The organism is Fulverythrobacter ferritrahens (genome assembly GCF_020539485.1).
GTDB lineage: Bacteria > Pseudomonadota > Alphaproteobacteria > Sphingomonadales > Sphingomonadaceae > Andeanibacterium > Andeanibacterium ferritrahens.
The window spans coordinates 1,489,682-1,516,609 of sequence record NZ_JACDXU010000001.1 but is presented as its reverse complement, the minus strand read 5'-3'; the positions used below and the strand labels follow the sequence as shown (position 1 = coordinate 1,516,609).

The following is a 26,928-nucleotide window of genomic DNA, read 5'->3' as shown; positions in this document are numbered from 1 at the left end:
GACAATATGCGCACACCGCCGGGCGTTTCGGCCGTCACTTTCGCTGACGGCATCGCCGAGATGAAATCCGCCGTGGGGGAGGAGTGGGTCTTCACCTCCGATCCCGACGTGGACACATATCGCGATTTCTATTCGGTGCTGTGGGGCGAGGAGGACGAGCGGATCGCCTCCGCCGCCGTTGCGCCGAAGACGGTCGAGGAAGTGCAGGCCGTGGTCCGCGCCGCCAATGCGCGGGGCATTCCGCTCTATCCCGTCTCGACCGGCCGCAACCTTGGCTATGGCGGTTCCGCCCCTGTCTATTCGGGCAGCGTGGTGCTGGACCTGAAGCGGATGGACCGCATCATCGAGGTGAACGAGGGCAACGCCTCCTGTCTCGTCGAGCCGGGCGTGTCCTATTTCGACATGTATCGCCATTTGCAGGAAACCGGATCGAAGCTGTGGATCGACGTTCCCGATCCGGGCTGGGGCAGCATGGTCGGCAATGCGCTGGATTCCGGCGGCGGCTATACGGCGGCGCCTTATCGCGGCCATTTCGAGGCACAATGCGGGATCGAGGCGGTGATGGCCGATGGTGAGCTGTTCCGCACCGGCATGGGTGCGCTGCCGGGCAGCGAGACCTGGCAGCAATACAAGATGGGCATCGGCCCCTGCCTTGACGGACTGTTCCGCCAATCCTCCCTGGGCGTGGTCACCAAGATGGGCTTCTGGCTGTTCCCGCAGCCCGAAGCTTACATGAGCTGTTCGGTGGAATTGCAGCGCTTCGAGGATATCGAACCGCTGGTCGATCTGTTCAACGAGCTTGAATATGGCAACATCTTCAACGGTATGCCCTCCATTGGATCGCCGGTGCTGGCATCGGGCAATCCGCTGATCTTCGCCGAAATCCCCGAGCCGGAAGAAATGAACCGCCGTGTGCGCGAAACCGGCCTTGCCGCATGGCGCGGATCGATGGTGTTCTATGGCCCCGAAAAGGTGATACGCGCGCAGTGGGAATATGTGCAGGAACGCTTCGCCCATTTCGAAGGGGTGAAGTTCAAGGAAAACCAGTTCGTCAAACTGCCCCTGCGGCCGGAGGACATGGAGAAGATCCAGAAGAACCGCTTCGGCATTCCATCGATGGAAATCTTCTCGGTCGGCTCGCGCGGCTTCGGGGACTTCAATCCCAGCGACGGGCATATCTGGTTTTCCGCCATCATCCCGCGCAGCGGCAAGGGTTTTGTGAAGGCCAACCGCGTGATGCGGCAGGCCTGCGCGGAACATGACGTGCCGCTCTTCATGTTCAGCCCGGCAGTGACCTGCTGGACCCGGTCCTTCGTGCTGTTCGCGGCCGTGCCGGTCTACAAGGACAAGGAGAAGAACCGCCGCCTGCGCGAATCCGTGCTGAAGGTGATCCAGATCTGCGCCGAACATGGCTGGGGCGAATATCGTTGCCCGCCCGCGTTCCAGGATGCGGTGATGGATGCCTACAGCTTCAACAACAACATGCTTCGCCGGGTGAACGAGAAGATCAAGGATGCGCTCGATCCCAACGGTATCCTTTCCGCCGGGCGCTATGGCGTCTGGCCGAAGCATCTGCGCGACGGGAGGCACGCATGAAGGCGGCCTATATCGCGCTGGGCGCGCTGGCGCTGGCGGGCGGCTATGCCCTGCAGGCGCAGCCCGGAACTTCTCCTGCAAAGACGCCCGGCATGATGACGCAGGGCGATCCCACGCTGGGCAAGACTTCGCCGCAATTGGCCGAAGGCCGCGCGGTCTATGAACATTGGTGCGCCCCCTGTCATGCGCCCGATCCCAAGCTGGCCGGAACATCGGCCCTGCGGGTGAAGTATGAGGGGGAGTTGCCTGCCGCTCTGGTCCACCGAGAGGATATGGACAAGGATACGATCGCCTATTTCGTGCGCAACGGCGTCGCCTGGATGGCGCCTTTCCGCAAGACGGAGATCAGCGACGCGCAGCTCGACAGACTGACCGATTTCCTCACCGCTCCGCTTGAACAGCGCGGGGTCGATCCGGATGATGTGAAGACCAAGGGGGCAGGCAAATGATCAGCCGGCGTGACCTGATGAAATGGGGCGCAGTTGTGCCCGCACTGGTGGGCGGTTCCGCCCGCGCCATGGCAGCGGTGCCCGAAGGGCTGGACGCGCTGGTGGTGGATAGCCGCCATGCGCCCGGCGTCATCGCCAATCCGGGCGGAGTGCGGGTGCTGCGCTTCGATGGGGATGTGACGCAGCTGTGGTTCGAAACGCTCGATCCGCTGTGGCGCAAGCCGGGCTTCGTGCTGGGCGGCATTACCGGGCGCGACGCCTTGTTCGTGCTGGAAACGCTTTCGTGGGATCGCGGCCGCCGGGTGGTGAGCCGCAAGGATATGCCCGGTCGTTCGGGCAGGATGGATGGGCCGATCAGTTGGGTGATCGCGCCCGTTCATCCCAGCGTGAAGAAGGGCTGACCCGGTGGCAGTGCTCCCCCCCGATCTCGACGCCGCGAATTTCGCGCGCTTTCTTGAGGAACTGCGCGGCGCGGTAGGCGCGGACTGGGTCTGGTCCAGCGAGGACGACCTTGGCCCCTATCGCGACAGCTTCTCGCCCGTCTGGAACCAGGCGGAGGAGCGCCATGCCTCCGCCGCCGTTGCGCCTGCCGATGTGGAGCAGGTGCAGGCCATCGTGCGGATCGCGGGGCGCTACAAGGTGCCGCTCTTCCCGATCTCCACCGGCAAGAATTTCGGCTATGGCGGCCCTTCGCCCAATGTCACCGGCAGCGTGGTGCTGGACCTGAAGCGCATGAACCGCGTGCTGGAAGTGGACGACAAGCGCCACTTTGCACTGGTGGAGCCGGGGGTTTCCTATTTCGACCTCTATCGTCACATCAAGGACAAGGGCCTGAAGGTGATGATCGACTGCCCCGATCCGGGTTGGGGCAGCCCCATCGGCAATTCGCTGGAACGCGGCATCGGTTACACCATGCCCCAGTTCCGCGACCATTTCGGCGCAAGCTGCGGCATGGAGGTGGTCCTGCCCAATGGCGAAGTGATGCGCACGGGCATGGGCGCGCTGCCCGGATCGCAGAGCTGGCAGGAATATAAATACGGCTTCGGCCCCGATCCTTCAGGCCTGTTCGCGCAGGGCAATTTCGGCATCGTCACCAAGATGGGCTTCCGCCTGATGCCGCTGCCCGAATATTATCGCACCGGGTTGATCACTGTGCCGCGCCGCCGCGATTTCGTGAAGCTGGTGGAGCATGTGAATTATCTGTCCGACAGCTCGCTGATCGGGGAGGCGGTCTATGGCAGCCCGCTCGCCGCGCTGATGGGCGACAAGGCGTTCTACGCGCTGGCCACCAGGCAGGGCGGTCCCTCCGATGCGGAAATGGACGCGGCCGCCAGCAAGGCGGGCCTGCCCAGTTGGCAGGTAGACCTGCAATTCTTCGGGCCGGAAGCGGCGACGCGCGAGAATTGGGAATATGCCAAGCAGCGTATCCTGGCCGACATTCCCGGCGCCAAGGCAATCGACGGGGATCACTTCCCGCTGCCCGCAACCGAGGAACAGCTGCTTAACACGACGCAGCCCTACAAGACCGGCATTCGCCGCTATGGCGCACTGGGCGTGCCGAGTCTTGGCATCTGGCGGATCGTCAGCGGCAATGGCCATGTCGGCTTCTTCCCTGTCCTGCCGCGCAGCGGGGAGGCGGTGTTCGAAATGCAGCGCGCAATGTGTGACGGGTTGCGGGAATTTCCGCTGGCCGGGCGTTTCTTCAACGCCACTACCGCGCCGCTCTATTGGCACAGCTACGCCTTCCAGATGGTGTTCGCGCCTTCGGTGAAGCATGACGATCCGGCGCTGAATGCCGAGGTCCATGCCGCGATGAAGAAGGCCGTGGCAGTCGCCGCCGAACATGGCTGGGGCGATTACCGCGCCGCGCCGATCTATCAGGACGATGTGGCCGACACTTACAGCTTCAACAATCATGCACTGCGCCGCTTCCACGAACAGTTGAAGGACGCGATCGATCCCGATGGGATCGTCGCGCCCGGGCGCGGCGGCATCTGGCCCCGGAGGTTCCGCAAATGAGGCGAATTATGCTGCTGGTTCCCCCCCTTGCCGTGGCATCGCTCGCCGTCGCGATCTTCGGGGCCGAAGGGGTGGGAGGGCAGACCGCGCAAGCGGCTGTCCCCGGCCCTGCCGCCGCGCCGCATGTCGTGAAGGCGGATTTGCCCGGCCGCGCTATCTTCGAGCAAAATTGCGCGCCTTGCCACGGGGCAGGGCCGGGGGACGATGGCGCGCCGATGCTGCCGGGCACCATGACGCTGGAAAGGCGCTATCAGGGTGAGATTCCCGGCGCGCTGGAGCTGCGGGACGATCTGGATGGAGATACGCTGCGTCTGTTCGTCCGTAACGGCATCGGCGCCATGCCCATGTTCCGCAAGAGCGAGCTGAGCGATGCGGATGTGGATGCAGTGGCGGCCTATCTGAAGGCTACGGCAGAGGCGAGCGCGGTGAAGTAGCATAATCGACCCCGCAAGAAGGGGAGTTGGGAGAACATATGGAACTGGTGCTGCCCAAGGGCATAAGCGCCGCCGCCTTCGATGCGGCTCTTGCGGATTTTCGCTCGGTCGTGGGCGATCGGTGGGTGCTGGCGACCGATAGCGACCGCGAGACCTATCTGGACGCCTATGCGCTGGGCGACGGGCACAATCATGCGCCTTCCGCTGCGCTGGCTCCTGCCAGCGTGGAGGAAGTGCAGGCGCTGCTGCGCGTGGCCAACCGCCACAAGATGCCGCTGTGGCCGGTGGGGCGGGGGAAGAACCTGGGCTACGGCTCCGCCGCTCCGGCGATTCCCGGCACGGTGGTGCTGGATATGAGCCGGATGAACCGGATCGAGGCGGATGGGCATTTTGCCCATGCCCTGATCGAGCCGGGGGTGGGCTTCTTCGATCTCTACAATCACCTCAAGGATAACGACATTCCGCTGTGGATGTCGGTGCCCGGCAATGCCTGGGGCAGCGTGATCGGCAACGCGCTGGAACGCGGCATCGGCTACACCCCCTTTGGCGACCATACCGATATGCTCTGCGGGCTGGAGGTCGTCCTGCCCGATGGCGAGATCGTCCGCACCGGCATGGGCGCGATGGAGGGAAGCAAGGCCTGGCAGCATTACCAGCATGGCTTCGGGCCGGACTGGGCACAGATGTTCGTCCAGTCCAATTTCGGTGTCGTTACCAAGGCCGGGGTCTGGCTCCAGCCCGAGCCGGAAATGTCGGCCAAGGTGACGATCAACCTGCCGAAGTTCGAGGATATTTCCTGGGCTGTGGACGTGCTGGCCGAACTGCGCCGCCGTGACGTGATCCAGCACAATATCGTCTTCGGCAATTACCTGCACGATGCCTCGGTCTTCTCCCAGCGTTCCGAATGGTATGACGGGCCGGGCGCGATCCCTGACGATGTCAGCCAGAAGATCATCGATCATTACGGTTCCGGCTGGTGGAGCTTCACCCTGCGCCTGTTCGGCTATGAAGGCACGGTGAAAAGCCACATGCAGGTGCTGCGCGACATGATCGAGCCGAAGCTGGGCAAGGCGCTGGAATTCACCGAATGGCGCAAGGGCGATCCGATCGAGAAATCCGCGCGAGGCATTCCCAGCGTGCTGGCCTTGCAGATCGTCAACTGGCACGGCGGCCGGGGCGGGCATGTCGGCTTCTCGCCCGTCATGCCTCCGGACGGCGCGCTGGCGCTGGCGCAGGCAAAGCGGATGAAGGCGCGCTTCGAGGAGGCGGGGCTGGATTACTACACAAGCTTCACCATGGGCCGCCGCCACATCAGCAATGTGAACCTGCTGATCTATGATCGCGACAATGCGGATATGATCGCGCGGACCAGGAAGCTGTTCGAGACGCTGATCGAGGATTCCGCGAAGATGGGCTATGCCGAATATCGCACGCATCCCGACTTCATGGACCGGATCGCGCGCGGCTTCGATTTCAACAATCACGCCCTGTTCCGCCTCAACGAGCGGCTGAAGGCCATGCTCGATCCCAACGGCATCATCGCGCCGGGCAAGAACGGGATCGGCACGGCCTTCAAGGGAGGCGCGGCATGAAGGGCCTGATCGCTTTCGCGGGGTTCGCCCTGCTTGCCGCCGGAACGGCCTATGCCGTGACACCTGCCGTGCCTGCCGGTGGTGACAGGGTCGCGGCGGGGGAAAAACTGTTCGAGGCGAAATGTGCGCTGTGCCACGCCAAGGTGGGCACCGGCACGATGATGCTCGCCCGCCGTCTGGGTGAGGGTGATGCGATGCTCGCCAATCGCAGGGATCTCGATCCGTCCTATGTGGAGGCTGTGGTGCGTAAAGGCATCGGCTCCATGCCCGCGATCACCCGCGTGGAAGTGAGCGACGAGCAGCTTGGCCAGATCGCCGCCTATCTTACCCGCAACAATCCGGAGGCGAAGTGATGCAGGCCAGTCGCAGGCAGGTCCTCGGCGGGGCAGTCCTCGCCGCCGGCGCCGCGCTGGTGCCGGGGGTTGCCTTTGCAATGCCGGGGCCGACGGCCGCGATCATCGCGGACCCCACGCTCCCCGCAGGCCGCCTTGCCGCAGGCCATGTGAGGAAGGGCGCCATGCCGCTATCCGAGCAGGGTAATGACCTTGGCGGGCTGTTCTATGGCAAGGGTGCCCCCTGGCTGTCCGACGGTCGCATGCTGGCGGGTGTCACCGGCTATTCCGGCATGGTCCTCGCGCAGGGCATCGCCCGCGAACAGGGCCGGGACTTCCGCCTGATCGCGGATGGCAGTGATGCACCTCAGCCGGTGGCGGATCTGTTTGCCGCCATGGGTGAAGGGCGGGGGACAGCTTTTGTCTGGGTGATGGGGTGAGGGGGCGTTATTCGCTGGTCCTTTTTCAACGTCATGCTGAACTTGTTTCAGCATCCATTCCTCCGCACTGACTTCCGCTCGATCCGGCGAAATGGACCCTGAAACGAGTTCAGGGTAACGGAAGGGTTGGCGTAATATCGCCTACCTCTTCTCCTCGCTCGGCCTGCGTCCGGTCATGCGCTGGTAGAAGCGCGAGAAGTATGACGGGTCATCGAAGCCCAGTTCCTCCGCCACTTCGCTGCAACTGGCATTGGTGAAGCGCAGCACCCGGCGGGCTTCCAGCGCGATGCGGCGGTGGAGGACTTCGCTCGGCGCGATGCCCCAGGCGGCGCGGGTGAGGCGGGACAATGTCCGCTCCGTGCATCCCAGTTCCTCGGCATAGAAGGATAGCGGCAGGTGCTCGCGATAATGGCGCTCCACCAGCGTCTGGAAGCGGGCGAGCTGGGGCGCAAGGCCGGGCGTCTCGGGCTGCGCCAGCGGGGCCGTGGCGACGCGCAGCCAGCTTTCCGCCAGTGCCCGTTCCAGCAGCGCGCGGCCTTGCCCGGCACTGTCGCGCTGGGCTTCCAGCAATTGCCGTCCCAGCACCATCAGCCGCCGCTTGGCCCGCAGGTCCAGCGGCACCAGAGCGGCGGCGGACAGATAGGCGGCCAGCGGATCGTCTTGGCCCATTGCCACGCGGAACTCGCGGGAGAGCGTCAGCACGAAGCCTACGGCGTTTTCGGTGAAGCGGAAGCCATGGACAGCGCCTTGCGGTGCAAAGACCAGCAGCGGCCCCGTGGCGCGGGAATGCTTGCCCTCCAGCACGATATCCGCCCCGCCGGAGGCGAGGAAAAGCACCTGAGAAAGGGACAGATGGCGATGGGCGGAGATTTCCCATTCATACAGGCGGCTGCGCGCCGCGATCGTCTCGCAATGCACGTAATCGCCGAATTCCGGCGACGTATCCTCGCCATACAGGGCATAATGCGGGACCGGGGTAGAGCTGCGAACCATGTCCGGAAAATACCAGAGATGGTCGCCCGCGTCCCTTCCATTTTTTTGCGCACAAGCTCAAATCGCCACTTTCGACTATTCGGGTGAGGACGATGAAGACCCAGGTTTGCATTATCGGCGCAGGCCCTGCCGGGCTGATGCTTGGCCATCTGCTGCGGGCGGAGGGCATCGAATGCGTGGTTCTGGAACGCCAGACCGGCGATTACGTGCTCGGTCGCATCCGGGCGGGCGTGCTGGAAACAGTGACGGTGGACCTCATGGCGCGGCTGGGCCTCGATGCCCGGCTCAAGGCCGAAGGGCTGGTGCATGACGGCTTCAATCTTGCCGATGGCGAGCGGCTGATCCGCATCGATATGGCTGACCTCACCGGCAAGCATGTGACCGTCTATGGCCAGACCGAAGTGACGCGCGACCTGATGGAGGCCAGCGCGGAGCGGGGGCTGGAAGTGATCTACGAGGCAGGCGATGTGACGCTGCACGATGTGGAAAGCGATGCGCCTTACGTCACCTATAGCAAGGATGGCGCGACCCACCGGATCGATTGCCGCTTCATTGCCGGGTGCGACGGATTCCACGGGCCCAGCCGCCAGGCGATCCCGGCCAATGCCGGGCAGGCATTCGAGAAGGTCTATCCCTTCGGCTGGCTGGGCATTCTGGCCGATGTCCCACCCTGCAATCACGAGCTGATCTACGCCAATCACGAACGCGGTTTCGCGCTCGCTTCCATGCGCAGCGAAACGCGCAGCCGCTATTATGTGGACGTGCCGCTGACCGACAAGGTGGAGGAGTGGAGCGATGACCGGCTGTGGGACGAGCTGGCCATCCGCCTCGGCCCCGATGCCGGATCGCGCATCACGCGCGGGCCTTCGCTGGAAAAGAGCATCGCCCCGCTGCGTTCCTATGTCTTCGCGCCCATGCGCCACGGCAGCCTGCTGCTGTGCGGAGACGCCGCGCATATCGTGCCGCCCACCGGAGCCAAGGGCCTCAATCTTGCAGCCAGCGACGTGCTTTACGCCGCCGATGCGCTGACCGGTTTCTTCAAGCGGAACGATCCGGATGCCATTTCCGCCTATTCGGGCAAGGCGCTTGCCCGCGTGTGGAAGTCGGAGCGGTTCAGCTGGTCCCTGACCATGCTGATGCATCGCTTCCCGCAGGATGGCCCGTTCGAGCGGGCAATGCAGGTGGCGGAGCTGGACTATATCGCTTCCAGCCGCGCCGCGCGCACCGCGATTGCGGAAAATTACGTCGGCCTGCCGGTCTGACCGCACCTTTTGTGGCCAGAGCGGGGCATTCGCGCGGCGAATTGCCTCGCTCTGGCAGTCACTTGAGGGCCATTGGGCGGCTCTGCCGCACATGTCGGCGCGGGTGGAGAGGAAGGGCCTTTCTCTCCGCGCAACTGCCATCTAGTCTCCCCTGCCTGTCTGCCTGGAGACCCATGTGGCTATTCTCGGCCGGAATTCGTCCGACCAAATCCCTTCGGTTTCAATAGCGTGCGGCCTGCGCGTGGCAGCGTGTTTGGCGCTGGCGGCCGCGCTGTGCCCGCCGGCAGCCGCGCAGGAACAGGCTTCGCAGGCAGGGCAGGCGGGGCAGGCTGGGCAAGCAGGGCAGGCGGGGGACGGCGGGCAGGCTGGAGATGCCGCCCGGAAGCCGATCATTACCGACGAGGATTTCGAAAAGGCGATTCCTCCTCTCGAAGGCAATCTCGAAAGCATCGAGGAGTGGGAGGCCGAGCAGGAACGGCTGGAGGAAGAGGCTGTGCGCCGGGCTGGCGCCATGCCGGTGCGCGTGCAGGGCGCGGATGAGCGCGAAGAGGCCGCGCGCGCTGCCTCGCTGCCGATGCTGGACGATATGGGCGAACCGATCCCGCTGGACAGTTCGCTCGACCAGCCACTTCCGCCGCTTTCCGAATTCGATCTGGAGCCCGTCGATGCCAGGGCATTGGGCGAGGATACCGATCTCGACCGGCAATTGCGCTATGACTGGCGGATCGACGGGCTGGATGGATTGCAGGGCACTGTCAGCGAGAGCGAGGTTCGTTCGCGCTTCCGCGGGATTTCCGCTCTGGATGACGGCGATGGCAGTTCCGCAACCGGCACGCAGCTGAGTTCTCGTCTCACGGCGGACCGGCAATTGCTGGCCGATATTCTGTCCGCCGCAGGCCATTTCGACGCAGAGGTCGATCCTGCGATCGAACTGCCTGCTCCCGGCCAGGAAGGGCGGGCCAATGCGATCCTGACGGTGCGCCCGGGGCCGCAATATGCCTTCGGGACAATCGCCTTCGATGCGCCCCCGGTGGTCCCCGATAACCTCATAAACCGCAATTTCCCGCTCAAGCCGGGCGATCCGATCCTGGCGGAAGATGTGCTGGCGGCAGAGGCGGCGATTGCCGTGCGCCTTCCCCGCAATGGCTATCCCTTCGCCGAGGTGGGCCAGCGCGACATCCTGCTGGACGAGGAAACCCGCACCGGAGATTACACCTTGCCGATCACGCCGGGCCCGCGTTCGCGCTTCGGAGATGTGATCACCCAGGGCGATCCCGTGTTCGATCCGGAGCACATCTATGTCCTCGCGCGGTTCCGCAAGGGCGACCTTTACGATGCGGAGAAGCTGGACGATTTGCGCGATGCGCTGGTGGCTACAAGCCTGTTCTCCGTGGTGGCGGTGGAGCCGGGCAGGACAGGCCGCGACGCGGGCGACGATACGGAATTTGCCGATCTGATCGTGCGGCAGAGCAAGGGGCCGCAGCGGTCGATCTCGCTGAGCGGCGGTTACAGCACCGGGCAGGGCCTGCGTGCGGAAGGAAGCTGGACCCATCGCAATCTGTTCCCGCCCGAAGGGGCGCTGATCCTGAGCGGGGTGGCCGGCACGCAGGAACAGGGCCTTGGCGCCACCTTCCGCCGGTCCAACGCCGGGCGGCGGGACCGGACGGTGGAACTTTCGCTCACCGCTCTGCACAGCAATTACGATGCCTATAATGCCTATACCGGGCGGCTGGCCGGGCGGATCAGCTATGACAGCACGCCGATCTGGCAGAAGAAGCTGACCTATTCCTATGGCTTCGAATTGCTGGCCAGTAGCGAAAAGAGCTATGTCTTCGCCCGTCAGGCGCGAGAGCGGCAGACCTATTACGTCGCCGCTTTGCCGGGGCAGGTGGGCTTCGACACCACCAATGATCTGCTCGATCCCGTGCGCGGTTTCCGCCTCAACCTGAAGCTTTCGCCCGAATATTCCGGCGGGGACCAGAACCTGTTCTACGGCCGCGGCATGGTGGAAGGATCGGCCTACCGCTCCTTCGGCAGCTTCGTGCTGGCGGGCCGCGTCAGGGTGGGCTCCATCATCGGCGCCGGGCGGGAAGACCTTGCCCCGTCGCGGCGCTATTATGCAGGCGGTGGCGGATCGGTGCGCGGCTTCGGCTATCAGGAACTGGGCCCGAAAGATCCCGACAACAATCCCGTGGGCGGGCGCAGCGTGGTCGAAGGGGCCGTGGAGGCGCGCTATCGCTTTGGCGATTATGGCGTGGTGGCCTTCGTGGATGCCGGGCAGGTCTATGAAAGCTCCACGCCGGGTTTTGACGATATCCGCTTCGGTGTGGGGATCGGCGGGCGGTTTTATACCAATTTCGGCCCGGTGCGCCTTGATGTGGCGACCCCGCTGGGCCGCAAGCCGGGCGAATCCCGCGTGGCGGTCTATGTTTCGATCGGGCAGGCTTTCTGATGGCGGACGATATGCTCACCGCGCCTGAAGAGGAGCACAAGGCACCGGAGCGGCGCTTCAGGCGGCTGTGGCTGATACTGGCCGGCCTGCTGGCGCTGATCGTGCTGGCAGTGGGCGGCGGGCTGGTGTGGATCGATACACCGGGCGGGCATCGCTTCGTTGCGCGGCAGATCAATGCGCTGGAATTTCAGAACGGCATGACCGTCCATGTCGGGCGGATCGACGGTTCGATCTATAACAAGCTGGAAGTCATCGACCTCCAGATCGGCGATCCGAAAGGCGCCTTCGCCCTTGCGCCGCGCGCGAAAATGGACTGGCGGCCCTTTGCCTATCTGTCCAACCATGTGGACATCCGCTCGCTCACTGCGCCGCTGGTGCAGGTTAAGCGCCTGCCGGAATTCCGTGCGGTGGAGACGAACGAGCCGCTGCTGCCCGATCTCGATATCGATGTGGCCAAGCTGGACATCGCCCGGATCGAGATCGACCCGGCAGTGACCGGCCAGCGCCATGTGGCCTCGCTCAACGGCACAGTGCAGATCGCGGATCGCCGGGCGATAGTGGATGCGCGGGCGCAGGCTCTGGCGGGCGATGGCCTTGCCGGGGGCGACCGGCTGGTGCTGAAGCTGGACGCCGTGCCGGAGAAGAACCGGCTGGATATCGCGCTCGATCTTTCTGCCCCGGCCGATGGGCTGGTGGCGGGCCTCACCGGCAAGGCCGAGCCGCTCACCGCGAAACTTTCGGGCAAAGGTGACTGGGCCAAGTGGGACGGCGCGCTGACGGGCGCCTATGGCAAGGCCAGCCTGGCCGATCTGGCGCTGAGTGCGCGCAACGGGACTTTCGGCGTCAAGGGCAAGGCGAGCCCTGGCCTGCTGCTGCCCGCTTCCGGCGCAACCATGTTCGAGCCTGCCACCCGGCTCGACCTTGCCACCACGCTCGACCAGCGCCGCGCCGATATCAAGGGCACGCTGGACAATGCCAATTTTCACCTGGCCGCAGATGGCCTGGTCGATCTGGGCGAAAACCGGTTCGAGGATCTGGCGCTGGATTTCCGCCTGCTGCGCGCCGCCGCCATTGCGCCCGATTTCCGCGGGCAGGGCGTGGTGGCCAGCCTGAAGCTGGACGGCGCCTTCGCCACGCCGCGCATTGCCTATACGATCAACGCCGCCCGGCTGGGCTTTGGCGATACGGCGATTGTCGGGCTGGCCGCCAATGGGCAGGGCCGGGTGGATGCGGATCAGGTTTTGGTGCCGGTCCATGCCCGCGCGCGGATGATTGAGGGGCTGGACGCGGCGGCGGGCGAATTGCTCACCAATGTGCGTCTGGATGGCGATCTGGCGGTGAAATGGCCGCGTATCCTGTCCGACAATCTGCGCATCCGTTCCGACCGGATAGACGCGACTGCCGTGCTGGTGGCCGATGTTTCCACCGGGCTCTATACGGGCGGGCTGAACGGGCGGATCGGCAATTATGCCGTGGCCAGCGTCGGGCGCTTCGACATTTCCAGCAAGCTGGACCTCAAGACCGAGCGTAACGGCTTCCGCATCGCCGGTTCCGTTACGGCACGCAGCCGCGAGATATTCAACGAATCCGCGCGTGATTTTCTCGGCGGCAACGGGCTGATCTCGGCCAATATTTCCTATGGTACGGACGGAGTGGCGCGGGTTTCGGCCATGCGTGTCGCCGCGCCGCAATTCCGCATGGCCAATGGCAGCGGCTTCTATCGTCCCGATGGCGCGATCGGCTTCACCGGCGCGGGCATTTCGGACCAATATGGCCCGCTTTCGCTGGCGGTAAACGGCACGCTGGCGCGCCCTGTAGCCGTGGTCATGGCGGAAAAGCCGGGGCTGGGCGTGGGGCTGGCCAATCTGCGGGCAGAGATCAAGGGCAGCGATAGTGGCTATGCCCTGCTGGCCACGGGGGAGAGCGATTACGGGCCCTTCGATGCCGATCTTGCGATCCTGTCGGGCACGGGGCCGCTGACCATCGACATCAATCGCGGCAATTTCGCGGGCGTCAATCTGGCGGGCCGGGTGGTGCAGAGCGCCGCCGGACCTTTCACCGGCACGCTTACCGCCAATGGCTCCGGCATCGACGGGCAGGTGCAATTGCTGGCGGAGGGAGAGGCGCAGCGGGCACTGGTGAATGCCACGGCCAGCAATGCCGTGCTGGGCAGCCCGGCGCGGCTTTCCATCTCTCGCGCTATCGCCACGGCGGATATTACCCTGCTGGACAAGCCGCATGTGGTGGCCGACGTGCAGGTGGCCGGGCTCGCCATGCAGGGCTTCGCGCTGGAACGGGCACGGGCGCAAGTGGATTATCGCGGCGGATCGGGCACGGCCAAGCTGCTGGCCAGGGGCAATCGCGGCACGCCGTTCGATATTGCCGCCAATGCCCAGATGGCGCCTGAACAATGGCGCGTGGCGCTGCGCGGCAATGCGGGGGGCATCGCCTTCCAGACGGTCAATCCCGCCCGGATCAGGCTGGGCGAGGGCATTTATGAATTGCTGACCACCAACCTCGCCCTGCGGCAGGGCAGCGTCCAGCTTGCCGGCACTTACGGCCCCGAAACCAAGCTGCAGGCACGGCTCAAGGATGTGGACCTTGCCGTGTTGCGCCCGGTCATGCCCGAACTGGGGCTGGGCGGCGTAGCATCGGGGAGCATTGATTTCTCCCAGCAGGGCGATGGCTTCCCCAGCGCCGATGCGCGGCTGACGGTGCAGCGCTTTACCCGCACCAGCCTTGCCTCGATCAGCCAGCCGGTCGATCTGAAAATGGTCGGGCGCTTGCAGCCCGATGGCGGCACTCTGCGCGCGGTGGTGGAACGCAATGGCAGTGTTGTTGGCCGGGCCAATGCCGATCTGCGGCCACTGGGGCCGGAAAGCGGCAGCTGGATCACGCGGCTGATGGCAGCGCCTTTGGGCGGCGGCATCCGCTATAATGGCCCGGCCAGCGTGCTGTTCTCGCTCGCCGCCTTGCCGGACCAGCATCTGACCGGGGCGATTGGCGTGGCGGCGGATTTCACCGGTCGGGTCCAGTCCCCTTCGCTGACCGGCGTCGTCCGGGCCGACGATCTGACCTATGTGAACGATACCTATGGCACGCGGCTCACCAGGATGCGGGTGCGCGGCACTTTCACCGATGACCGGCTGGAAGTGAGCGAGCTTACGGCCACTGCCGGAAACGGCACGGTCAGCGGCAGCGGCTTCGTCAGCCTGTCGAGCGAGCGGGGCTATCCGCTCCAGCTCGACCTCAAGCTCGACAATGCGCGGCTGGCCGATGCACCGGGGATGGAAGCGCGCGCCACGGGCACGCTGGCGATCGTCAATAATCCGGGCGAACCCGCCGTGATCCGCGGCACGATCCGCCTGCCCGAAACCCGCTATCGCATCGTGCGCGAAGGGGCGGCGCAGATCCGCACGCTCACCGGCATCCGACGCAAGTCGGACGAGGCGCAGGAGGCGCTCAATCAGGCGGCGCTGGCCCGCAAGGATGCAAAGCCCGATGCAATTTCCGGCGTGCCTTCCAACTGGCGGCTGGAAGTGGATGTTGTGGCGCCAGAACGGGTATTCGTCAGCGGGATGGGGATGGAATCCGAATGGTCCGCCGACATCAAGCTGCGCGGCACCACGGGCAATCCGCGCATTACCGGCGGGATCGATCTGGTGCGCGGGACGCTGGGCTTTGCCGGGCGCAGCTTCGATCTGAGAACGGGCCACATCCGGTTCAGCGATGGCAATCCCTATAATCCCACCCTGTCGGTAACGGCGGAGGGCGAGGCGGACGATGTGGATGTCGCGCTGGAACTGACCGGATCGGCCGCCAATCCGCGCATTACCTTCAGCTCCACGCCCGCCTTGCCGCAGGACGAGATCCTGGCGCGCATCCTGTTCGGCAGCTCTATTGGCGAATTGTCCACCATTCAGGCAGTGCAGCTTGCCTCCTCGCTCAACGCCTTGCGCGGTTCGGGCGGGTTCAGCCCGCTGGGCGTGCTGCAATCGGCATCGGGGATCGACCGTATCCGCATTCTCGATGCCGATCAGGCCAATGGGCGCGGCACGGCGGTGGCGGTGGGGCAATATATCACCAACGACATCTATGTTGAGATCGTGACCGATGCGCGCGGCTATACCGCCACCCAGATCGAAATCAGCCTGACCCGCTCGCTCTCGGTGCTGAGCCAGATGGGCAGCTTCGGCGGATCGAATGTCAATATCCGCTACCGCAAGGATTACTGAGATGCGCCGCGCGGCCCTCTGTCTGATGTGCCTTGCGCTGGCGGGATGCGGGAAACCGGATTTCGACCAGCGTTATGCCGAAAAGGAAAAGCAATTGTCGAGCGAGGCGGCAGCGATGCAGGCCGAGCTGGACAAGCGGATGACCGAGAAGCCCGGGATGGAAACGCCGGAGAGCGGGAAGTAGGGGCGATTATCCCCCCTCTCGTCATTCCCGCCTGCGCGGGAATGACGAAGGTTGGGTTGGTGGGGCGCAAACACCCCCCATCATCCGGCGGCGAGCCCGGACGTAACGCCGTGGGAAAAGCAGAGGAACCGCGCGGCCGGCAATGCGCCGGGGGCAGTACGGAAGGTTTATCTTGCGAATGGCTTTGGCGCCTGTTCCGCTGCGCGCCAAGGCTCGACCCTGTCCGGAGCGGCTGGGAAGCGCGGGCGGGCTCGCACGGGGCGCACTTCCATCGCGGCTGGTGCCGCGCCATATCCGATCCGGCGGCTGGACCGGCCTTGCGGGGCCTGTCCCTGACGCATGAGCGCCGGCCGCGATGCGGGAGTGACATCTCCTGTTGTATGCAGGAGCACCCGCGAAGGAGGGGAAGGCAAGCCGGCCGAGCCGCCTCCCGGTTCCATATCCTGTTTTGAGATGCAGGATGGGTGCGCATATAACCAAATGGGTTACAAATGTCAAGCCTGATAGGCGAAGCCGCTGATTTCAGAGTGTTTTCGCTTCATCCCAAATGTGCGAATGGCTTATTGACTGTATCAAAAAGATGAACGTAAAACCTGTGTTGAGTGGCGGGGCCACCGAGAAGGAGGTTCGGGTGAGTAAACGCATGACGCTGGCCTTGCTGGGATTGGCGCTGCCGCTGGGCTTTGCCGGGCCGGCACAGGCGCATCACAGCTTCGCGATGTTCGATCAGAAGAAGATCGTCACGCTGGTGGGTACCGTGTCCGAGTTCCAGTGGACCAACCCGCACGCCTTTATCGAGATCGACGTACCGGGCGGCGGCAAGGTCGTCCATTGGAGCATCGAACTGAACAGCCCCAACAACCTCAAGCGGCAGGGCTGGAGCCGGGCCTCGCTCAAGACGGGGGACAAGATCTCTCTGCGGATGAACCCGCTGCGTGACGGCAAGCCGGGCGGGCTGTTCCTCGATCTGAAGAAGGCTGACGGCAAGCTGCTCGATTCCGGCCTGCCGAAGGACGGCAAGCCCGTGAACGTGTTCTGAGGATGGGAAGGCATTCCATGCGCCGCATTGCAAAACCGGTTCTGGCCACGCTCTTGCTGGCTGCTGCCTTCGCCGCGCCGCCCGCCGGGGCGCATCACAGCTATGCCATGTTCGACATGAGCAAGACCGTGGCACTGGATGCCACGATCGTGCGCTTCCGCTGGCAGAATCCCCATTCCTTCATCGAGGCGAATGCCGCGGTGAAGGGCGGGGCGGAATTGTGGGCGATCGAGATGAACAGCCCCAACAATCTGGTGAATGAAGGCTGGAAACGGACCACGCTGAAGCCCGGCGACAAGGTGAAGCTCTATGTCCATCCGCTGCGTGATGGCAGCAAGGGCGGCAGCTATGTCGGCGTGCGGCTGACTGACGGAAAGACCCTGGGAACCGTCGGCTAAACTGCCCAAGCAATAGCTCAGGTCAGCGGGAAATTCCTCACCGATCCCACGAATTTCCATGCTGATCGTTCGCCCGGCCTCGCGCCGGGCGAACCTTTTTGACTTTGCAAAAATACATTATTGACTGACTCAATATGCACCGATAGGCTCAACAAAATCGCCCGCACCAGATGGGCGAATAATGGAGAGGCGATGCTTGAGGTTTACACCTGGGAACCCAATGCAAATTCAGGCAAGCCTTTGCTTTGCCTGTGTGAAAAGCAGGTTCCTTTCACGCATCATTATATCGACATGGGCAAGCTGGAACAGTTTTCTCCGGCTTTTCTTGCGATCAACCCCGACGGGACGATCCCCGCCGTCGTCCATGACGGCTTTGTGATGACCGAATCCACCCCGGCCATGGAATATATCGACGATGCCTTCGATGGACCGGCGCTGCGCCCGGCCGATCCGTGGTGGCGCTGGCGGATGCGCCAGGTGATGCGGTATATGGATAATGTCGTGGCGCCATCGCTGGCGATGCTCGCTTCCAATCGCCTTGCCGCCCCGCGCTATGCCGACGTGGACGAGGCGGAGAAGCGCCGCGAACTCGAAAAGATCCCGCTGCCCGAACGTCGCGCCGCGTGGGAAAAGCTGATGTTCGGCAAGACCCCGCAGGCCGATCTGGATGAATCCGCCCGCCGCATTGCCGAGAGCTTCGATCTGTTTGAAGATCTGTTGTCGGAAGCGCCTTATCTGGCGGGCGAGGAATTCTCGCTGGCGGACATCAATGTGATGGCCACCTTCTATCACCTGCCGCAATCCTATCCCGACGATGTGAACGACGCCCGCCGCCCGCATATGATGGCCTGGCTGCGGCGTTGCCATGCGCGGCCCGGCCTCCAGCGCGGCTTCGGCACGGGGCGGGGCTTCATCACGCAAAGGGCCGCCGATGTCCGCCGCCTGCTGGGCGTGGAGGATGCGGCATGATCGAGCTGTATCACGGCGGGCCCACCGGACATTCCGCATCGGCGCTGATCGCACTGGCGGAAAAGGGGCTGGATTTCACGTCCCACCCAATCGACCTTGCGGGGGGCGAGAACCATTCCGAGGCATTTCTGGAACTCAACCCGGAAGGGCAGGTGCCGGTGCTGCTGGCCGATGGCAGGACGCTGACGGGCACGTTCCACATCCTGCTTTATCTCGACGAGGCCTTCCCCGAACCGTCGCTTGGCGGAGAAGGCACTCAGGCGCGATATGCGGTCCACAAATGGGGCAAATATGTGGAAACGCATATCGCGCCGAACCTCGCCATCGCCCGTTGGGCGCAGCTTGGCGGCGTGGCGGATGCGCGGCCAGAGCGGTTGCCTCCCGCACGCGCGGCCCTGTGGCGCCAGGCGCTGGCGGGTTTTTCGCAAGAGCAGGTCGCAGCCGCCCGTCAGGCGCTGGAAAAGGCCGCCGCGCGGGTGGCGCAGGATGCCGCCGCCACAGGCTGGCTGGCAGGCGCGGCCTATTCGATGGCGGACATCGCCGCCTATCCGCATCTCGCGCAATTTCACGCCCTGGGCATCGCTCTGCCTGCCGGGGCGCAGGATTGGCTCGCCCGCGTGGCGGAGAGGCCGGCGGTGCGCGAGGCGGCCGGGGACATGCCGATTGTCGCCACCATGGGGCCCGAACCGGGGCGCTGGGGGTGACGGGGCAAGGTTGAGAAGAGGTTGAATGAAGTGGCCGGAGCATCCGCACAAGGACGGAGCCCGGCCGGTCCGGATCAAACAGGACAATGGGGAGAGAGAAAATGACCAATGCCAAGCCCGCCCGGCGGCTATTCGCCCGGAAATTCGCCGCCCGGAAATTCGCCGCCCGCGCCAGCTGGGTCGCGCTGGGGGCCGCGATCGTCGCGCCTCACGCGGCCTTTGCCGAAAACGATGAAACCGGCGGCAAGAACGTCAATCAGGAGATCATCGTCACTGCCCAGTTCCGCGAACAGGCGCTGCAGGATGTGCCCATCGCCATTTCGGCAGTGACCAGCGAGGAACTGGAACAGCGCAGCGTCAAGAATGTGCTCGACATCGCCAATTCGGTGCCGAACGTGGAAATGACCAGCGGCGGCTCCGGCTATGGCGCGCAGACCAATCAGGCCTTCATTCGCGGCCTCGGCCAGGCGGACTTCCTGACCGCCTTCGAGCCGCGCGTCGGCTTCTATGTGGACGATGTCTATTACGCGACCACCTATGGCTCGGTGTTCGACGTGCTCGATCTGGAGCGGGTGGAAGTGCTGCGCGGGCCGCAGGGCACCCTGTTCGGCCGCAACTCGGTGGGCGGCGCGCTGCGCCTGATCTCCAAGAAGCCCAAGGGCGACAATAGCGGCTATGTCGAAGTCACCGGCGGCAGCCGCGAGCGTTATCAGATGCGGGGCGCCTACGATCTGGGCCTGACCGAGCAGCTCGCCCTGCGCGTGGTGGCCAATGCCAAGGGGCAGGAAGGCCACGTCAAGCGGCTCGATTACAAATGCGTCTATCCGCAATATGGCAATGCTCAGGTCGGCGGCATCGGCCTGGGGCCGGTCAATAACGACAGTTGCCAGATCGGCACGCTGGGCGGCGGGCACAGCTACAGCTTCCGCGGCACGCTGGGCTATGAGCCGAGCAGCGATGTGCAGGTCTATCTTTCGGGGGACTACACCAAGGAAACGGCCGAGAGCTCCGCCGAAGTCATCATCGATACGCAGTCTTCGCTGATCAATCCGGAAACCGGTCTGGCCGGCGGCGCCATTCCCGTGGGCGGAGTGGACAATAACGGCCTCGCCAAATGGCTGAAGGGCCTGGGCACAAGCTATTACGGCTTCGACGTTTCGACGCCGGAAAAGCTGCAGGCAGTGATTGCCTCGTTTGAATCGCCCGATGGCTACAGCACCTATGCCCGCTACGGCAACCAGCGCACCGGCCTGGTCAATCCGCCCGAAGGCACGATGGAAGCCTATGGCGGATCGCTGACGATCGAAGCCAATCTGTCCGACGACGTCCACCTGACCTCGATCACCGCCTATCGCAAATATACAGGTGATTTCGGCCAGAGCCTGCTGGCCGTGCCGGTGGAGGAAGTGCGCAACGGCATGACCCACCGCCAGTTCAGCCAGGAACTGCGCCTGCTGGGCTCCACCTTCAACGATGTGCTCGATTACACTCTGGGCGCCTATTATCTCGACACCGAAACGCTCAACCCGGCTCGTGTGCAGACCGAAGGCTTCACACAGGCGCTGGACTTCTTCAGCGACGATACGGCCACGCTGAAGAGCTGGGCCCTGTTCGGCGCGGTGGACCTCCATCCGGTCGAACGGCTCACCCTGTCGGCAGGCGTGCGCTATTCCAACGAGAAGAAGACCTACACGTTCGACCGCGATTATTCGCCTTCGAACCTCAGCGTGCTGAACTTCGTTTCGACCGGCAAGAACCATGACGACCGTATCAATCCGCGCTTCTCGATCGCCTATGAGGCTTCGGACAATGTGAACCTCTACGCGTCCTATTCCACGGGCTTTACGGCATCGGCCTTCAACGCCCGTCCCTTCGGCGCGAGCGGGATTTTCTCGCTGCAGGCGGAAGACGTGAAGTCCTATGAAGTCGGCTTCAAGTCGAACCTGTTCGACAATATGCTGCGCCTCAATGCCGCGGCCTATCTGACCGAATTCGACAAGATCGTGGGCACCCTGCGCGATCCGGCCTATCGCAGCGGCGCCTGCGCGATCTTCTGCAATGAAAATGTCGGCAATGCGGAGATCAAGGGCTTCGAAGTGGAAGCCATGGCCCGTCCGGCTCCGGGCCTGATGATCTCGGGCAATGTCGGCTATACGGACTTCCGCTACAAGGAACTGCTCGCCACGACGCAGGGCCTGACGCTGGACAGCCCGCAGACCCGCGTACCCAAGTGGAACCTCTCAGGCGCGATCCAGTATGACGCCGATCTGGACGACAACCAGACGCTGACCCCGCGTGTCGATGTCAGCTATCGGTCCGACATTGCCTATTCCAACAATTTGCTGGCGAAATCCTCGGTGCAGCCCGCCTATGCCCTTGTGAACCTTCGTTTGACCTATGCGAACAAGGATCTGGGGTTCTCGCTCGCGGCGGCAGTGACAAACCTGTTCGATGAGTATTACCTCACCACCATAACGGACCAGCGGGAAAGCTACGGCTTCCTCAGTGCGACGGTCGGAAGGCCGCGGGAATGGTCACTCACGCTGCGCAAGGAATTCTGAGCGTAGCTGACGGGAAGGCGGGGCATGCGCTCCGCCTTCCGGCACAAGGTGAAGAAGGGGAGAGCGAATGGGCAGCATTGCTGCAGATGAATCCGGCATAGGATTGGTAACGCCGCCGGGCGAGAAGACGGAGGCGGCAAGCACGCCGGCCGCACCGGCTTATCCTCCGCCGTCGCAGGCCTGGTACACGGTGGGCATTCTTGCCGCGATCACCACTTGTGCCATGCTGGACCAGAATATCCTTGGCCTGCTGATCCAGCAGATCAAGGTCGACTTCCAACTGACCGATTCCGAAGCCGGGATGCTGCTCGGCCCCACGCAGGCGATTTTCTACGCCCTGGTGGCCGTGCCCTTTTCCCGCTTTATCGACCGCTGGACGCGCAAATGGATCATCGCGGGCGGGCTGATCATCTGGAGCCTGGCCACGGTCGCATCCGGCCTTGCCAGCAATTTCGCCCAGCTTTTCGTCGCCCGCGTGGTGGTGGGGGCAGGGGAGTCCGTGAATGGACCCACGGCCTATTCCATGGTTGCGGACTGCTTCCCGCGTGAGAAGCTGCCGCGCGCCGTTTCCACCCTGCAGATCGGCTCGGTCGCGGGCAGCGGCTTGTCGCTGCTGCTGGGGGGCATGATGATCTGGCTGGTGGCCACGGTCGGCTCGCCCGAACTGCCGATCGTGGGCGTGTTGCGCCCGTGGCAGGTAGTGCTGGTGGGCGTTGGCCTGCCCGGCCTGCTGATTTCGCTGCTGCTGTTCACGGTCAAGGAACCGCCCCGGCACAACCTGCGGATGAAATCCAGCAAGACCGGCTTTGGCACTACGATCCGTTATCTGTGGCTGCATTTCGCGGTGTTCGGGCCGATGTTCATCGGGCTGACCATCGGATCGCTGGATGCAGGCGGACGGGCATGGGGCGCGGCCTTCTTCGAGCGGACCTATGGCTGGTCCCCTGCGCAATATGGGATCACGTCGGGCGTCGTTTCGATCTTCGCCATGCTCGCCGGGCTCTATCTCGGGGCGAAATGGGCGGAATGGTTCCAGAACCGGGGTGATCCGGCAGGGGCCTATCGCGTGATCCTCTATACGCGGTTTGTCGCCATTCCCTTCGCCATCCTGCAGCCGCTGATGCCCACGCCGGAACTGGCCATGGCCTTCAGCGCGGTGGCCTATCTGTCGCTGGGCATGAACGGGCCGATGCTGAATGCGGTGATGCTGGCCATCGCGCCCAACGAGATCCGCGGGCAGGTGATGACGCTGTATCTGTTCATCTACACCGTGGTGGGCGTGGGCCTCGCGCCTTTGGTTACCGGCCTGACCACCGATTACATCTTCACATCGCCTGACGATCTGAGGTGGTCGATCATGCTGCTGCACATCGTGTTCCTGCCCGTGGCGCTGGCCGTCACCTGGTTGGGGCTCAAACCCTTCCGCCGGGAAGTGGAACGACTGAACGCCGAAGACGCGCAAGCTGCCTGAGGGAGAGAATGATGATCAAGACATTGATGGCCGCCACGGCGGCACTGCTCGGCCTTGTTGCCGCTCCCGCCGCCGCTCAGGCCAAGGATGCGCCGATCCCCTGCGAACGCGCCTGTATGGAGGATATGGCGGGGCAATTGCTGGATGCCCTTGCCGCGCGCGATGCCTCCCGCCTGCCGCTGGCCAAGGATGCCCGCTATACCGAGAACGGTCAGGCCATGGGCTTCAACAATGGCATGTGGCAGACGATCAGCAAGGTTGGCGCCTATCGCCATGTCTTTGCCGATCCGGCCACCGGCCAGTTCGGCCTGTTCTCCACCATGGACGAGAATGGCCACGGCCTGACGCTGGGCGCGCGGGTGCGGCTGCATCTGGGCAAGATCAGCGAGGTGGAGATCGTCACTTACCGCACCGGCGCGGGCCCGGCCTGGAACGATGCGGGCTATGGGAATCTGGAAAAGATGCAGAAGCCCAAGGCGCTGTGGTCCGAAGTGCCGCCCGCCGGCAAGCGCCTCAGCCGGCAGGAACTGATCGCGGCGGCCAATCATTACTTCAACGCTATCGAAAACAACGACGGCAAGGGATATTACCCCTTCACCGACGATTGCGACCGGCTGGAAAACGGCACGCTGACCAGCAACAATCCCGGTATCGTGCGCATGGGCGGCATCGATATCGGGGGCATGGGCTGCAAGGAACAATTTTCCACCGGGCTCTATGGCGTCGTCACCGAAGTGCACGATCGTCGCTTCCCCATCGTGGACGAGGAACGCCAGGCTGTGTTCGCCTTCGCGGTGTTCGATCATTGCGGCTGCAAGAAGGAACTGGTCATGCCCGATGGCCGCAAGGTGGATATCGGCATGTTCAACAAGCCGTCGAGCATCCTACTGGCTGAAGCCTTCAAGCTGAAGGAAGGGCTGATCCAGCAGGTGGAGGCGGTCGGCACTACCGTGCCGTATCATTCCGATCCGGGCTGGAGCCGCTGAACCCCGAAATCCTGAACCCTCAATTCGGGCAATAGCGGGCAAACATGGCGCAAATCAAAACCCAGCCGCAGGGGCCAGGCACATGGTCGCCCCTGCAGCACAGGGTGTTCCTGGCGATCTGGCTGGCCAGCATAATCAGCTCGATCGGCAGCCAGCTCCAGCAGGTGGGCGCAGCGTGGTTGATGACCTCGCTCGCCCGCTCGCCGGAAATGGTGGCGCTGGTCACGGCCCTGTCCACTCTGCCGATCCTGCTTTTCTCGCTTCCGGCGGGGGCGCTGGCGGACATATTGGACCGGCGGCTGGTGCTGCTGGGCGCGCAGATCCTGATGCTGCTGGCATCGGGCGTGCTGGCGGGGCTGGCCTTTGCCGGGCTGGTGACGCCGGCGCTGCTGTTGCTGCTGACCTTCGTGGTGGGATCGGGGCAGGCGATCATGGCGCCCGCCTGGCAATCCACCGTGGGCGATCTCGTCCCGCGGGAAAAGGTGCCCCATGCCGTGGGGCTGAATACCATGGGCTTCAACATCGCCCGCACCTTGGGCCCCGCGCTGGGCGGGGTGCTGGTGGCGGCGCTGGGCAGCAGTGTCAATTTCGCGCTCAATGCCGTCAGCTATCTGGCGCTGATCGCGGTGCTGATGAACTGGCGGCCGGAACGGCGCGCTGCGATGGATTCGGATTCCGTCTTTGCCGCCATGCGCGATGGGGTCACTTATGCGCTTCATTCCGCGCCGGTGCGCCGGGTGATCCTACGGGCGATGTGCTTCGGCTTCTGTTCCTCCATCGTCGTTGCCCTGATGGCGCTGGTGGCGCGCGATCTGCTGCATCACGGGGCCACCGTGTTCGGCCTGCTGATGGGCTGCATGGGCATTGGTGCAGTGATCGGGGCGGCGCAACTGGGGCGCCTGCGCAACCGTTTCTCCGGCGAAGTGCTGATCCGCCTGGCCATTGTGGTGACGTCCGCCGCGCTGGCGGGGATCGGGCTTTCCCGTTACCTGCCGCTGACCTGCCTTGCCCTGTTCGTGGTTGGGGCGGGCATGGTGCTGGGCCTTTCGACCTTCAATGTCTCGGTGCAGATGAATGTACCGCGCTGGGTTTCTGGCCGCGCGCTGGCGCTCTATCAGATGTTCACCTTCGGCGGGATGACGCTGGGTGCCTGGAACTGGGGCCATGTGGCGGAACGGGTGGGCATCGGCCCGACCTATATGATCTGTTCGGCCGTGCTGTTCTCCACCCTTCTGCTCGCCTGGCGCCTGCCGGTGGAGGAAGTCCATTCGAGCGCGCTGACCTCGGCCCCGCATGAGGACGAGCATGAATTGCCTGAGGCACCGCAGGGTGCAGGTGTAAGCGGCGGCGTGGTGGTGGTGATCGAATATATCGTGCCTGCCGCGAAGCTGGACGATTTCCTCGCCGCCGTCACGGCGCGCCAGCACATCCGCATACGCGATGGCGCGCGCAAGGTTACGCTGCTGCAGGATGCCACCAATGCCGAACTATGGGCGGAGCGGTTTCAGGTGCGCAGCTGGGCGGAATATCTGCGCCAGCGCCAGCGCCGCACGCTGGAGGCCAAGGAATATGACGATTTCCTCAGCCAGTGCCATCGCGGCCCGCAGCCGCCGCTGACGCGCTTCTATTTCGAACACAGGGCCGGGCCCGACAGCGGGGAAACGCTGGTTTCCTACCCCCTGGGGTAGGGGCGGGCCGGTCCCCCTTCCGGCCCGCTATATCGTCAGTTCGGATCGGCGTGGGTCCATCCGTCAATGGTGCCATAGGGAATGGTCACGAAGGGGAAGGCTTCCACTTCGTAGATCTTGCCGTCGCGGATGCCGAAGGTTTCCATGGTGGTGAGGTTCACGACCATGCCTGCGCCGCTTTGCGGGCGCTGCAATCCGCCTTCCACCTGATCGCGCACGCCGTCATGCACGAAGAAGGGAAAGGTCGCGACCAGCCCCTTCTGCTGATCGACCACCAGCGCGCGGTGCGGCCAGATGCGCTTGATGCCGTTGAACACGCCGATATCGATCTGTTCCTTGCAGGTCATGGTGGACAACTTGCTGAAGAAACGGCCCATCTCGGTGTTGAGGTCCGGCATCTTCGGTGTGGGCGATCCCCGGCCGGGCTGCTTGTTGGCCACGGTCTGATAGCCTTGCTCGTATCGCACGCATTCATCGGCGAAGGGCGCGATGGAGCCATCTTCCCCGGTCAGCGCGTCGAAATAGCTTTCGGCGGCATAGGTCAGATATTCGCGGCTCATCCGCTTGTCCTTCGGCACATCGGCCAGCAGGGCCGGGCGCGGATGGGTCAGCAGTTCCATCGCTTCGGGCGCGACATTGCGATCATACCAGTGTTCCACCTCGGTGATCATGTTGCGCTCCACCCTTATGCGGATGGCGATCATGGCGATCTGGCCGTCGATCTTCATCACCGTCTGGAACGCCATCTGCCCCTGCACCGGATCGGCGACGGTGATCTTGAAGGTGGTAGGCTCCATCTTCGCGCGCCAGAACAGGCCCGTGCCCATCGTGATCTTGCCGGTATTCTCGGTGGCGATCACCTGTTCGGCAAAGGGCAGGGCGCTCATGTCCTTGCTTTGCAGCGCGGCGAGATAGGCCTCGCCGATCTTTACCAGACATTCCCGGTCGCAGGGCTTCACATTGGCCGGGTTCCAGGTCTGCTTGTACCATGGCTTGCCGGCCCGATCCGCTGCAACAGCGGGGCTGGTGATGGTGGTGGCGATGGCCGACAGCGCGACAGCCAGCGCCAGTCCGGCGCCGACGAACTTCCTTGATGCCATTTCCTTCTCCCCAGAAGCGGCGGG

At 64.1% G+C, this 26,928-nt stretch carries 22 protein-coding genes; 20 read left to right on the top strand and 2 right to left on the bottom strand.

Annotation, left to right across the window (positions count from 1 at the left end; translation table 11 throughout):
- Nucleotides 1-6: 6 nt before the first annotated feature.
- Genes H0274_RS07300 through H0274_RS07265 form a run of 8 tightly spaced genes read left to right on the top strand, consistent with a single transcriptional unit; the run spans nt 7 to nt 6,862 of the window.
- Nucleotides 7-1,596 carry an FAD-binding oxidoreductase gene (locus H0274_RS07300; RefSeq protein ID WP_226794251.1) on the top strand — a complete coding sequence of 530 codons (1,590 nt, stop codon included), beginning with the start codon at nt 7-9 and terminating at the stop codon, nt 1,594-1,596.
- Complete coding sequence (locus H0274_RS07295) at nt 1,593-2,045, top strand: c-type cytochrome (RefSeq protein ID WP_226794250.1); 453 nt, start codon at nt 1,593-1,595, stop codon at nt 2,043-2,045. Before H0274_RS07300 ends, H0274_RS07295 begins: the two co-directional genes overlap by 4 nt.
- Nucleotides 2,042-2,446 (top strand): hypothetical protein, encoded by a 405-nt coding sequence (locus H0274_RS07290; protein ID WP_226794249.1) that lies wholly within the window; start codon nt 2,042-2,044, stop codon nt 2,444-2,446. Before H0274_RS07295 ends, H0274_RS07290 begins: the two co-directional genes overlap by 4 nt.
- Nucleotides 2,447-2,450: 4 nt before the next feature.
- Nucleotides 2,451-4,064, top strand: a complete 1,614-nt coding sequence (locus H0274_RS07285; protein WP_226794248.1) for an FAD-binding oxidoreductase — start codon at nt 2,451-2,453, stop codon at nt 4,062-4,064.
- Between the two features lie 8 nt (nt 4,065-4,072).
- A complete protein-coding gene (locus H0274_RS07280) occupies nt 4,073-4,498 on the top strand; it encodes a c-type cytochrome (protein WP_226794247.1) in 426 nt (141 codons plus the stop codon).
- Between the two features lie 38 nt (nt 4,499-4,536).
- Nucleotides 4,537-6,090, top strand: a complete 1,554-nt coding sequence (locus H0274_RS07275) for an FAD-binding oxidoreductase (RefSeq protein WP_226794246.1) — start codon at nt 4,537-4,539, stop codon at nt 6,088-6,090.
- Nucleotides 6,087-6,443 carry a c-type cytochrome gene (locus H0274_RS07270; RefSeq protein ID WP_226794245.1) on the top strand — a complete coding sequence of 119 codons (357 nt, stop codon included), beginning with the start codon at nt 6,087-6,089 and terminating at the stop codon, nt 6,441-6,443. Before H0274_RS07275 ends, H0274_RS07270 begins: the two co-directional genes overlap by 4 nt.
- Entirely contained in the window at nt 6,440-6,862 is a 423-nt protein-coding gene (locus H0274_RS07265) for a hypothetical protein (protein WP_226794244.1), read from the top strand. Before H0274_RS07270 ends, H0274_RS07265 begins: the two co-directional genes overlap by 4 nt.
- Nucleotides 6,863-7,003: 141 nt before the next feature.
- Here H0274_RS07265 and H0274_RS07260 read toward each other — a convergent pair whose 3' ends face one another.
- A complete protein-coding gene (locus H0274_RS07260) occupies nt 7,004-7,855 on the bottom strand; it encodes a helix-turn-helix domain-containing protein (RefSeq protein WP_226794243.1) in 852 nt (283 codons plus the stop codon).
- A 92-nt stretch (nt 7,856-7,947) separates the two neighbouring features.
- Here H0274_RS07260 and pobA point away from each other — a divergent pair, with 92 nt between their 5' ends.
- From pobA to H0274_RS07200, 12 genes are all read left to right on the top strand, one after another.
- Entirely contained in the window at nt 7,948-9,117 is a 1,170-nt protein-coding gene (gene pobA / locus H0274_RS07255) for a 4-hydroxybenzoate 3-monooxygenase (RefSeq protein WP_226794242.1), read from the top strand.
- A gap of 241 nt (nt 9,118-9,358) precedes the next feature.
- Nucleotides 9,359-11,569, top strand: coding sequence for an autotransporter assembly complex protein TamA (locus H0274_RS07250; RefSeq protein WP_226794241.1), 2,211 nt, complete (start codon nt 9,359-9,361; stop codon nt 11,567-11,569).
- On the top strand, nt 11,569-15,804 hold the full coding sequence (locus H0274_RS07245; protein ID WP_226794240.1) for a translocation/assembly module TamB domain-containing protein: 4,236 nt from the start codon (nt 11,569-11,571) through the stop codon (nt 15,802-15,804). The genes H0274_RS07250 and H0274_RS07245 overlap by 1 nt, the downstream gene beginning before the upstream one ends.
- Nucleotide 15,805: 1 nt before the next feature.
- Entirely contained in the window at nt 15,806-15,988 is a 183-nt protein-coding gene (locus H0274_RS07240; protein ID WP_226794239.1) for a hypothetical protein, read from the top strand.
- 631 nt (nt 15,989-16,619) lie between these two features.
- Nucleotides 16,620-17,027 carry a DUF6152 family protein gene (locus tag H0274_RS07235; protein ID WP_226794238.1) on the top strand — a complete coding sequence of 136 codons (408 nt, stop codon included), beginning with the start codon at nt 16,620-16,622 and terminating at the stop codon, nt 17,025-17,027.
- Nucleotides 17,028-17,044: 17 nt separating this feature from the next.
- Nucleotides 17,045-17,425 (top strand): DUF6152 family protein, encoded by a 381-nt coding sequence (locus tag H0274_RS07230; protein WP_226794237.1) that lies wholly within the window; start codon nt 17,045-17,047, stop codon nt 17,423-17,425.
- Nucleotides 17,426-17,617: 192 nt separating this feature from the next.
- Nucleotides 17,618-18,394: a glutathione S-transferase family protein gene (locus H0274_RS07225; protein ID WP_226794236.1), complete on the top strand. Its 777-nt coding sequence runs from the start codon at nt 17,618-17,620 to the stop codon at nt 18,392-18,394.
- Nucleotides 18,391-19,098 (top strand): glutathione S-transferase family protein, encoded by a 708-nt coding sequence (locus tag H0274_RS07220; protein ID WP_226794235.1) that lies wholly within the window; start codon nt 18,391-18,393, stop codon nt 19,096-19,098. The genes H0274_RS07225 and H0274_RS07220 overlap by 4 nt, the downstream gene beginning before the upstream one ends.
- A gap of 101 nt (nt 19,099-19,199) precedes the next feature.
- Nucleotides 19,200-21,659 carry a TonB-dependent receptor gene (locus H0274_RS07215; RefSeq protein ID WP_226794234.1) on the top strand — a complete coding sequence of 820 codons (2,460 nt, stop codon included), beginning with the start codon at nt 19,200-19,202 and terminating at the stop codon, nt 21,657-21,659.
- Between the two features lie 67 nt (nt 21,660-21,726).
- Complete coding sequence (locus tag H0274_RS07210; protein ID WP_226794233.1) at nt 21,727-23,130, top strand: MFS transporter; 1,404 nt, start codon at nt 21,727-21,729, stop codon at nt 23,128-23,130.
- 11 nt (nt 23,131-23,141) lie between these two features.
- Nucleotides 23,142-24,116 (top strand): hypothetical protein, encoded by a 975-nt coding sequence (locus H0274_RS07205; RefSeq protein ID WP_226794232.1) that lies wholly within the window; start codon nt 23,142-23,144, stop codon nt 24,114-24,116.
- Between the two features lie 44 nt (nt 24,117-24,160).
- Entirely contained in the window at nt 24,161-25,804 is a 1,644-nt protein-coding gene (locus tag H0274_RS07200; protein WP_226794231.1) for an MFS transporter, read from the top strand.
- A gap of 35 nt (nt 25,805-25,839) precedes the next feature.
- On the opposite strand, the gene H0274_RS07195 is transcribed toward H0274_RS07200, so the two are convergent.
- On the bottom strand, nt 25,840-26,904 hold the full coding sequence (locus tag H0274_RS07195; protein WP_226794230.1) for a hypothetical protein: 1,065 nt from the start codon (nt 26,902-26,904) through the stop codon (nt 25,840-25,842).
- Nucleotides 26,905-26,928 lie beyond the last annotated feature (24 nt).

Coding starts and splice junctions, on each gene's coding strand:
- H0274_RS07195 (WP_226794230.1), bottom strand. CDS start 26,904: ATGGCATCAAGGAAGTTCGTCGGCGCCGGACTGGCGCTGGCTGTCGCG.
- H0274_RS07300 (WP_226794251.1), top strand. CDS start 7: ATGCGCACACCGCCGGGCGTTTCGGCCGTCACTTTCGCTGACGGCATC.
- H0274_RS07205 (WP_226794232.1), top strand. CDS start 23,142: ATGATCAAGACATTGATGGCCGCCACGGCGGCACTGCTCGGCCTTGTT.
- H0274_RS07200 (WP_226794231.1), top strand. CDS start 24,161: ATGGCGCAAATCAAAACCCAGCCGCAGGGGCCAGGCACATGGTCGCCC.
- H0274_RS07215 (WP_226794234.1), top strand. CDS start 19,200: ATGACCAATGCCAAGCCCGCCCGGCGGCTATTCGCCCGGAAATTCGCC.
- H0274_RS07270 (WP_226794245.1), top strand. CDS start 6,087: ATGAAGGGCCTGATCGCTTTCGCGGGGTTCGCCCTGCTTGCCGCCGGA.
- H0274_RS07295 (WP_226794250.1), top strand. CDS start 1,593: ATGAAGGCGGCCTATATCGCGCTGGGCGCGCTGGCGCTGGCGGGCGGC.
- H0274_RS07210 (WP_226794233.1), top strand. CDS start 21,727: ATGGGCAGCATTGCTGCAGATGAATCCGGCATAGGATTGGTAACGCCG.
- H0274_RS07230 (WP_226794237.1), top strand. CDS start 17,045: ATGCGCCGCATTGCAAAACCGGTTCTGGCCACGCTCTTGCTGGCTGCT.
- H0274_RS07220 (WP_226794235.1), top strand. CDS start 18,391: ATGATCGAGCTGTATCACGGCGGGCCCACCGGACATTCCGCATCGGCG.
- pobA (WP_226794242.1), top strand. CDS start 7,948: ATGAAGACCCAGGTTTGCATTATCGGCGCAGGCCCTGCCGGGCTGATG.
- H0274_RS07280 (WP_226794247.1), top strand. CDS start 4,073: ATGCTGCTGGTTCCCCCCCTTGCCGTGGCATCGCTCGCCGTCGCGATC.
- H0274_RS07245 (WP_226794240.1), top strand. CDS start 11,569: ATGGCGGACGATATGCTCACCGCGCCTGAAGAGGAGCACAAGGCACCG.
- H0274_RS07275 (WP_226794246.1), top strand. CDS start 4,537: ATGGAACTGGTGCTGCCCAAGGGCATAAGCGCCGCCGCCTTCGATGCG.
- H0274_RS07290 (WP_226794249.1), top strand. CDS start 2,042: ATGATCAGCCGGCGTGACCTGATGAAATGGGGCGCAGTTGTGCCCGCA.
- H0274_RS07225 (WP_226794236.1), top strand. CDS start 17,618: ATGCTTGAGGTTTACACCTGGGAACCCAATGCAAATTCAGGCAAGCCT.
- H0274_RS07260 (WP_226794243.1), bottom strand. CDS start 7,855: ATGGTTCGCAGCTCTACCCCGGTCCCGCATTATGCCCTGTATGGCGAG.
- H0274_RS07240 (WP_226794239.1), top strand. CDS start 15,806: ATGCGCCGCGCGGCCCTCTGTCTGATGTGCCTTGCGCTGGCGGGATGC.